This is a genomic window from Aurantimonas marianensis (assembly GCF_024195285.1).
In the GTDB taxonomy this organism is placed as follows: domain Bacteria; phylum Pseudomonadota; class Alphaproteobacteria; order Rhizobiales; family Rhizobiaceae; genus Aurantimonas; species Aurantimonas marianensis.
Genome location: NZ_JALHBS010000034.1, coordinates 32210 through 40169 on the forward strand (window position 1 = coordinate 32210; position 7960 = coordinate 40169).

Consider the following 7960-nt stretch of genomic DNA (forward strand, 5'->3'; position numbering starts at 1 on the left):
CCCGGCCTAACGGCTGCCGCGATCATTCATGCCGCTGCAAACGTCGCCACGAAGGCCGGTGCGGCTTCGGCTACCGCCGCGAGCGAATAGCCCCCCTCCTGGACGATCACGGAAGGCAGCTTCAGGCGGCCGAGGACGGAGCCGATCGCCGGATAGGCGTCGCTCGAGACATCCAGCTTCGACAGCGGGTCGTCGCGATGGGCATCCCAGCCGGCCGATATCACCAACGCCTCCGCGCCAAAGTCGCGCGCCGCCTCGGCCAGGTGCTCGACCGCCGCGATGAAAGCGGCATCGCCGGCACCGAAGGGAAGCGGCAGGTTGAGGTTGCAGCCCTCGCCCGGCCCCGCGCCGCGTTCGTCCGCATAGCCGAAGAAATGCGGATAATAGGCCGACGGATCGGTATGGACCGAGCCGAAGAACACATCGTCGCGGGCGTAGAAGATCGCCTGGGTGCCGTCGCCGTGATGGGTGTCGAAGTCGAGGATCGCGACCTTGGCGTAGCGTTGCCGCAGCTCCTGCGCGGCGATCGCCGCGTTGTTGAAGAAGCAGAACCCGTTCGCCCGGTCCGGATAGGCGTGGTGGCCGGGCGGGCGGCACAGCGCATAGGCGGCGGGCGCCCCGTCGACGACCGCGCGCGCAGCGGCGACCGCGCTCGTCGCCGAGGCGAGCGCGGCGTCGAAGCTTCGTGCCGTCATCGCGCAGGACAGATCGCCGATATACCACCCGGCCTGTCCGAGGATGCCCGTGGTCCTCGGCGTCGGCCGGGCTCCCAGCCGCGTGGCGCCCGAAAAATAGGGATGCACGTTGGGCAGGACTTCCGGCCCGGCGTTGGTCAGTGCCTGAAACCGCTCGAAGGCGCCCGCGAGGAAGCTGACATAGTGTTCGGCGTGGACGCCAAGCACCGGATCGAGACCGAAATCATCCGGTGCCTCCGCCGCGATTCCGAGCGTGCGCAGCGATGCGAGCAGCGTCTCGCCGCGTTCCGGATTCTCGAGGGGACGCACCAGCCGTCCGTGAACGCCGTATTGGGTCGGCTTGTGGTCAAGCTGGTCCGGGCTGAAGAAGAGGCGCATGAGACATCCGAAATTGTGACGAGAGACAGCGGCGTCGTTTCCAAAAATCGCGGCAGCCGACACGGCCGACGAACGGTTCTTACTGCGCGCCAGGCAACCAGCCAAGGTGACCGGTCCGCTCAATGTCGTTTCACCGCCGGCTCAATAGCCGCGACGCCATCCCGGCGAGTTTCCCCCAAGGGGGGCCGAGGCGCTCGAAGACACTGAACGCCCCAACCTTGTAAACCGATCGGGCGTGGCTCAGGCGGCGAAACCCGTCAAAGCCGTGATAGGCGCCCATGCCGCTCGTCCCGACACCCCCGAAGGGCAGGCTTTCCTGCGCGACATGCAGCAGCGTGCCGTTGACGGTCACCCCGCCCGAGATCGTGCCGTCGAGAACCATCGTCTGCGCGGATTTATCGTTGCTGAAACAATAGAGTGCCAATGGGCGGTCCCGTGCGGCAACGTAGCGGATAGCGTCGTCCAGGCTGTCGTAGCCGACGATCGGTAACACAGGGCCGAAGATTTCCTCCGTCATCAGGAGGCTCTCCGGCGCCACCCCGAAAACTAGGGTGGGATCCATCTTGCGGCCCGAATCCGCGCCGCCGTCCTGATGCGAAAGAACCGTGGCGCCGTCCAGGCGGGCTGCAGCGACGGCGTCACGAAGACGCTCGTAATGGTGCTCATTGATGATCGCTGAGTAATCTTCATTGCCGGCGATCGCCGGGTAGGCGCGGCGCGCCGAACTCATCACGGCCGCGGCGAAATCGGCGACCTTTTCAGTTGGAACCAGAGCATAATCGGGGGCGATGCAGGTTTGGCCGGCGTTCAGGAACTTGCCGAGGGCGACACTGCTGGCGGCCTTGTCGAGCGGATAGTCCGGACACACGATGGCGGGTGACTTGCCGCCGAGTTCGAGCGTAACCGGGGTCAGGTTTTTCGCCGCTGCCTGCATGACCTTGCGTCCGACGGCGGTGGAGCCGGTGAACAGCAGATGGTCGAAGGGCAGGCTGGAAAAGCGTTGCGCCGCCTCCACTCCGCCGGTCATCACGGCGACTTCCTCCGGGTCGAAACGTTCGGTGACAAGGCGCTGCAGAAGATCGGCAAAGCGAGGCGCCAATTCCGACGGCTTGACCATGACGCGATTGCCGGCCGCCAGCGCGTCGACCAGCGGCGAAACGGCCAGCAGCAGCGGATAATTCCAAGGCGCGATGATGCCGACCACGCCGAGCGGCTCATGCCGCACCCAGGCGCGGCCCGGCTGAAACGCCAGATCGACACCGCGACGCTGCGGCTTCATCCAGCCGGCGAGCTTGCGTCGCGCGTAGCGGATGGCGCTCAGGGTCGGAGCGACTTCGAGAAGTTCGGTTTCGTGCCGGGATCGGTTGCCGAAATCGTGCGAGATCGCCTCGGCAATGGCGAACCGGTTGTCCGTGACGATGTCGCGCAGACGCGCCAACGCGTGCTGCCGCGCCTTTAAATCCGGGGCCAGTTCGCGCCGGGATGCCTGATACTGACGCTGGAACACAGCGTTCAGGTGGCGGCCGGGAGCGGGTCCGTCGGCAGTTGCTTCGGCATCCTGTGGCATGGGATCCAGCACGTTCCGGTGGCATCGCTCGCGGTTTTACTACAGCGGAGGCGGCAAAGCGCAAGCAATTGCGACGGGCGGGCGGAGCTGGGCCTGCACGCGACCGGCCACGTCGCAATGACGTGGCCGGTATCGACATCAGCGGCGGTCTAGGCCGCCCGAGCCTGCGCTCAGGACAGACCTTCCTTCTTGGCCTCGCTCTTGGCCGCGCCGGCCGCGGCATTGGCGACATCCGAGGCCTTTTCCGCCAAGGTTTCGCCGCCAGCGCCGCCTTTCGGCATCAAGCCCTTCTTCTCGGCTTCCTCGCTGGCTGCTTCGTAGGCCTTCTCCGCGACATGCCCGGCGCGCTCGACCGCATCCTGGCCATAGGCATAGGCTTCGTCCCGCATCCTGTCACGAGCCGCGCCGACAAGCTCGTCCTCGCGGCGCGTCGAGGGGAGCGCGGCGCCCACCGCGGCGCCAAGCGCCAGAGCGACCCCGCCCATGATCAAAGGCTCCTCATAGAGCGTGTCGAGGAAGGTGCGCCGTGCACTGCGTCCGGCGCGATAGATGCCGCGACCTGCCTCGCGGGCGCGACGCGCCGCGGCTTCTTCTGCGCGCCAAGCAGCGTCGGATGCATCATGGCCAAGCCGAGCGGCCGTGTCGCGCGCCGAACCAGCAGCACCGGAGATCGTCGATCCCGCGCGGCCGGCGGCGTCGGAGACGCTCGCGCCGGCGCTCGATGCCGCCGCTTTCGCCTTGTCCGTCATGCCCGGACCGCTAGAGCTGCTGGAGCTGCTGGAGCCATCTCCCACAGACGGGCGCGAAGCGCCGCCCGTGACCGGATACGGACTTGGCCTGGGCGAGACCGCCGACGCCCCCCGCGCTGATGGATCCGACACGCCTGAGCGATAGCCGCCGACCGGCTCCGAGCCGGCCGGAAACACACCATCGAAGCGCTCGTCATACTCCCGATCTTCGCGCCATTGATCGTAGCGGCCCTTCAGATGACGGCCCTCGGCGCGCGCGCTTTCGCCGGTGAAGAGCCAGGCGATGCCCGCGCCGATCAGTCCGAGCGCGAGGGGGTTGTCGCGCACCTGACGCCCGAGGTTCCGCGCCATGTCGGACCCCTGGCCCTCCTTCAGGTAGCTCGACACTTCATCGACGATCTGCCCGACCGAAAAGCGGTCGCGTAATTCATCAAGGGTCGAGTCCACACGTGAGCGGTGGCTTTCGGCTTCATTTTCCAAGCGGTCGGTATCGTTGGTCATCGGGTCTGCTCCTTCACGAGCTGGCCGTCCTTGCGCAGCTGACGGGCCGTGCGGTCGGGGGAAAGATTGCTGGGACTGAGGTCGTTTCGGCCTTTGATGAGGAGCGCGACGCCGATACCGGCGATGACCACGCCGACCAGCAGGGCCGCCCATGCGTCGCCCATCAACTCGCCGAGGGCGACGATGAGCGCTTGCGCGAGGACGAAAAGCGCCACGAGCAGGCAGATGGCTCCCGCTGCGATCGAGCCGCCGCCAACTTCAACCTGGGTGATCTTGTCCGATATCTCGGAGCGGATCAGCTCGCCCTCGGTCTTGAAGAGATCGGTGGTTTCCCGCAGCAGATCCGACAGCAATTCCGGCACCGAGCGGTTGTCTCTGGGTTCAACGGCCATGATTGCCTCCACTGGTGTTGGTGGATGTCGTGCCGGACGGTGTCCGGGTCGGGGTGCCGCCGAGCGGCGCGGTGCTGGAGGAAACGCCTGCCGAAGACGGGGTCGTCACGCCGGAGGCGCCGCCGGACGACGCGGCAGTGGATGGCGACGGACGCGCGCCCATCGTCCCCGACGGTCGCACCGCGGTAGGCACCGGTCGCCCGGCCGTGCTGCTGTCATACGAGTTGCGATCGTCGTAATGCTCGTGCTCGCTGGAAGCGCGCGCGAAGCGTCCCAGCGCGACGCCGGCCAAGGCGGCGCCAACCAGAAAAGCCGTCGGCTGACGTCGGGCGAAGCCAGCCACCGAGCGGGTGAGATCCTGAACGCTGCGTCCATGCAGGGAGCGCGAGGCATCCTCCAGACCGGAGGCGACCTCGCGAACGACATTTGCGGCCATCGACTGATCGCGGTCGCCAAGCTCGTCGGAGGCCTTGCGCACGGCGGCGGCGAAATCCTCCATACTTCCGGCGACGGCTTCCTTGCCCTGATCCGCGCTCTCGCCGGCCCGTTCCTTGGCCTTTTCGGCGAGGCCGGACGCCTCGTCGCGAATACGCTGGCCGGTCTTCGTCGCCTCGTCCCGCGCCGATTGCGTCTCGCGTCCGATCGCGTCCGCTGCACGTCTCTTGTCGTCTTCCGCCTTGCCAGGCAGCGACGGTTTGTTGGTATCGGATGTCATTGGGATATCCTTATGCAAGCCCGAGGAGGGAGAGGATGACGAGGACCACCACGATCAACCCGACCAGATAGATGATGCTGTTCATGACAAGTGTATTTCCTTCCTGGGGCGGCAGCGAAGACAGCGAAATGCCTTCACGCGCCCGTGTTCCAGACATGTTGCGTTAAGCGTGATGAAGCCGGTTCGGTTCCATTATCGGTGGCTGGCTGCGTAAATGAGACCTTCACCAACACCGCCAATGCGTCGATCGCCGCCGGTGCGGAAGCGGCCCGCCTCGGGCGAGTTTGATCCAGGACAATCCGAGAACCGCTCAGGTCGCTATGGTGACGCTGCTTTCGCTGCCGCACGGCCATCGGAGGAGCATCGGCCGCGCGTTCAACGGACCGGCGGGAGCGCAGCGGATCGGGAGAAGGATGGATGGAGAACTTGCCAATGCTGACGGCAAAGGACGTCATGACCGCCAAGGTATTCACCGTGGCGCCGGACGATACGGTTCGCAATGTCGCGACGATACTGACCACCCATGGCGTAAGCGCCGTCCCCGTCGTCGATGGCGACAGATTGGTCGGAATTGTCAGCGAGGGCGATCTCATGCGCCGCGCGGAGCTCGGAACCGCCGCCCGCCCGCGCTCCTGGTGGCTGGACTTGTTTACCGATTCGGCGACCACCGCCGCCGACTATACCAAGGCGCATGCCAGACACGTCGATGCGGTGATGACCAAGAATGTGGTCACGGTCGCGGACGACACGCCGCTGGCGGACATCGCCAATCTTTTGGAAAAACGGCGCATCAAGCGGGTTCCGGTCGTCCGCGGGGACAAGCTCGTCGGAATCGTCAGCCGCGCCAATCTGATCCGGGCGCTGGCCACCGCACGGGACAGCCAGCTCGCCGCCACGGCGGCCGGCGACAGCGGCATACGCGAGGAAATTCTGGGGAAATTGCGCCGCGAGCCCTGGGCTTCGGTCGGCGCCTGGGATGTCACCGTCACCGATGGAACCGTCGCCTTCTGGGGTCGATATCGAACCGAGGAGGAGCAGGAAGCCTCGCGCGTCCTGGCGGAGAATACCGCCGGCGTCCGCGCGGTTGAAGACCATCGTATCCCGGTCGAGGTCTATTACGGCGCCACCTAGCGCGTTGGTCGGAAAAAGGGGTACCGGGCGTCCCGCTCGCATTCCGCGCCGACCGGTTGGAACCGGCCCTATCGCGATCGATGCGTGGCATCGTCCGCCGTCCGGCAGCCTCCGAAACCGCCTGGAAGAACGGCGAAATCAGCCGTTGACCCGCACGACGTCCGAGACGCACGGCTTGCTACGAAGCTGGTTCAACGTCTGATTGAGGTGGTTGAGATCCCAGACCTCGAGTTCGATCACCATTTTGGTGAAGTCGGGCGCCGTCGTGACCATCGACAGGTTGTGGATGTTGGCGTCATTGGCCGCGACCGTCTCGGCGATCTCGGCGAGCGAGCCCGGCTCGTTGATCGCCGAGATCATGATCCGGGCGGGAAAGCGTTCGTTCAACGCCTCGTCGATGTCCCATCTGACGTCCACCCAGCGGTCCAGCTGGTCGTCATAGTCCATCAGGGCCGGCGACTGGATGGGATAGATGGTGATGCCCTTGCCGGGTTCGATGATGCCGACGATCCGGTCGCCCGGCACCGCCCCGTCCGGACCGAAATGCACCGGCATGTCGTCGCGTGCGCCGCGGATCGGGATGGCGTTCCGATCCTTCTTCTGCTTCGACTTCGAGCGTCCCGGCATGCGGAAGATCATGCCGGCGGCGGTCCTGAGATTGAACCAGCCCTCCTCCTCCCGCCGCGGCGAGCGCCGCGTCACCCGGCTGTCCTGATAGTCCGGGAATGCGCTCTTGAGGACGTCGGAGGAGTTCAGCTCACCCCGGCCGACCGCGGCGAGCGCATCCTCGATCTCGCGCTGACCGAGCCTGCCGAGCAGCGGCTTCAGAATATCGCGGGTAAACGTTTTGCCGGACCGCGCAAAGGTCCGTTCGAGAATCTGCTGGCCAAGCCCGGAATATTGCCGGCGGATCGAGAGGCGGGCCGCCCGCCGGATCGCCGAGCGCGCCTTTCCGGTGACCGCGACATTCTCCCAGGCCTGCGGCGGTGTCGCGCCCTTGGCCCGGATGATTTCGACCTCGTCGCCATTGGCGAGTTCGGTGACCACCGGCATGATCCGCCCGTCGATCTTGCAGCCGACGCAGGTATCGCCGACATCGGTATGGACCGCATAGGCGAAATCGATGGGCGTCGCCCCGCGCGGCAAGGCGATCAGCCGCCCCTTCGGGGTGAAGCAGAACACCTGATCCTGGAAGAGTTCGAGCTTGGTGTGCTCTAGGAACTCCTCCGGGTTGTCGCCCTCGGCAAGCAACTGGATCGTCCGGCGCAGCCAGCCATAGGCGTTGGAATCCTTCGACAGATGCACCTTGGCGTCGGCGTCCTCGCCAAGATCCTTGTAGATCGAGTGGGCCGCGACTCCGAATTCGGCGATCTCATGCATCAGGGATGTGCGAATCTGCAGCTCGACACGCTGGCGCGACGGCCCGACGATAGTGGTGTGGATCGACCGGTAGTCGTTTTGCTTCGGCGTCGAGATGTAATCCTTGAACCGTCCGGGGACCATCGGCCAGGTCCGGTGCACGATCCCGAGCGTGCGATAGCAATCCTCTTCGCTGCCGACCACGACGCGAAAGCCGAAGATGTCGGAGAGCTGCTCCAGCGACAACGCCTTTCGCTGCATCTTCGAGAACACCGAATAGGGCTTCTTCTGCCGGCCGGTGACGGTCGCCTCGATGCCGCTGTCCTTCAGGCGCGCGGTCAGATCCCGTTCGATGCTGGCGATGCGCTCGGCGTGGCGATCCCGCAGCTCGGCCAGCCGCGCTGTAATAGTCTCGTAGGCTTCGAGATTGACGTGCTTGAATGCGAGGACTGTCGGGCCGCGCGAGATCGGCG

The 7960-nt window shown here is 65.8% G+C and carries 8 protein-coding genes; 1 reads left to right on the top strand and 7 read right to left on the bottom strand.

All coding sequences use genetic code 11. From position 1 onward, the window contains the following. Positions 1 to 26: 26 nt before the first annotated feature. The 6 genes from MJ956_RS06440 to MJ956_RS06465 all read right to left on the bottom strand — a co-directional run bounded on the left by MJ956_RS06440 (position 27) and on the right by MJ956_RS06465 (position 5154). Positions 27 to 1073, bottom strand: coding sequence for a histone deacetylase family protein (locus MJ956_RS06440; RefSeq protein WP_253963656.1), 1047 nt, complete (start codon positions 1071 to 1073; stop codon positions 27 to 29). Positions 1074 to 1203: 130 nt separating this feature from the next. Next, complete coding sequence (locus MJ956_RS06445; RefSeq protein WP_253963657.1) at positions 1204 to 2640, bottom strand: coniferyl aldehyde dehydrogenase; 1437 nt, start codon at positions 2638 to 2640, stop codon at positions 1204 to 1206. 170 nt (positions 2641 to 2810) lie between these two features. Continuing rightward, complete coding sequence (locus tag MJ956_RS06450; RefSeq protein WP_253963658.1) at positions 2811 to 3890, bottom strand: DUF3618 domain-containing protein; 1080 nt, start codon at positions 3888 to 3890, stop codon at positions 2811 to 2813. Next, positions 3887 to 4282, bottom strand: a complete 396-nt coding sequence (locus MJ956_RS06455; protein ID WP_253963659.1) for a phage holin family protein — start codon at positions 4280 to 4282, stop codon at positions 3887 to 3889. The genes MJ956_RS06450 and MJ956_RS06455 overlap by 4 nt, the downstream gene beginning before the upstream one ends. After that, entirely contained in the window at positions 4272 to 4997 is a 726-nt protein-coding gene (locus tag MJ956_RS06460) for a hypothetical protein (RefSeq protein ID WP_253963660.1), read from the bottom strand. Before MJ956_RS06460 ends, MJ956_RS06455 begins: the two co-directional genes overlap by 11 nt. Before the next feature lie 10 nt (positions 4998 to 5007). Next, entirely contained in the window at positions 5008 to 5154 is a 147-nt protein-coding gene (locus MJ956_RS06465; protein ID WP_253963661.1) for a hypothetical protein, read from the bottom strand. A gap of 275 nt (positions 5155 to 5429) precedes the next feature. On the opposite strand from MJ956_RS06465, the gene MJ956_RS06470 reads away from it, so the two are divergent. Then, positions 5430 to 6128 (top strand): CBS domain-containing protein, encoded by a 699-nt coding sequence (locus MJ956_RS06470; protein ID WP_253963662.1) that lies wholly within the window; start codon positions 5430 to 5432, stop codon positions 6126 to 6128. A gap of 138 nt (positions 6129 to 6266) precedes the next feature. On the opposite strand, the gene MJ956_RS06475 is transcribed toward MJ956_RS06470, so the two are convergent. Continuing rightward, positions 6267 to 7960, bottom strand: a 1694-nt coding sequence (locus MJ956_RS06475; protein ID WP_253963663.1) for a RelA/SpoT family protein, incomplete at its 5' end; no start/stop codon positions are given.

What these genes read in the sequence shown, in the direction of transcription:
- MJ956_RS06440 (WP_253963656.1), bottom strand. Translation starts at nt 1,073, where the DNA reads ATGCGCCTCTTCTTCAGCCCGGACCAGCTTGACCACAAGCCGACCCAA.
- MJ956_RS06445 (WP_253963657.1), bottom strand. Translation starts at nt 2,640, where the DNA reads ATGCCACAGGATGCCGAAGCAACTGCCGACGGACCCGCTCCCGGCCGC.
- MJ956_RS06450 (WP_253963658.1), bottom strand. Translation starts at nt 3,890, where the DNA reads ATGACCAACGATACCGACCGCTTGGAAAATGAAGCCGAAAGCCACCGC.
- MJ956_RS06455 (WP_253963659.1), bottom strand. Translation starts at nt 4,282, where the DNA reads ATGGCCGTTGAACCCAGAGACAACCGCTCGGTGCCGGAATTGCTGTCG.
- MJ956_RS06460 (WP_253963660.1), bottom strand. Translation starts at nt 4,997, where the DNA reads ATGACATCCGATACCAACAAACCGTCGCTGCCTGGCAAGGCGGAAGAC.
- MJ956_RS06465 (WP_253963661.1), bottom strand. Translation starts at nt 5,154, where the DNA reads ATGTCTGGAACACGGGCGCGTGAAGGCATTTCGCTGTCTTCGCTGCCG.
- MJ956_RS06470 (WP_253963662.1), top strand. Translation starts at nt 5,430, where the DNA reads ATGCTGACGGCAAAGGACGTCATGACCGCCAAGGTATTCACCGTGGCG.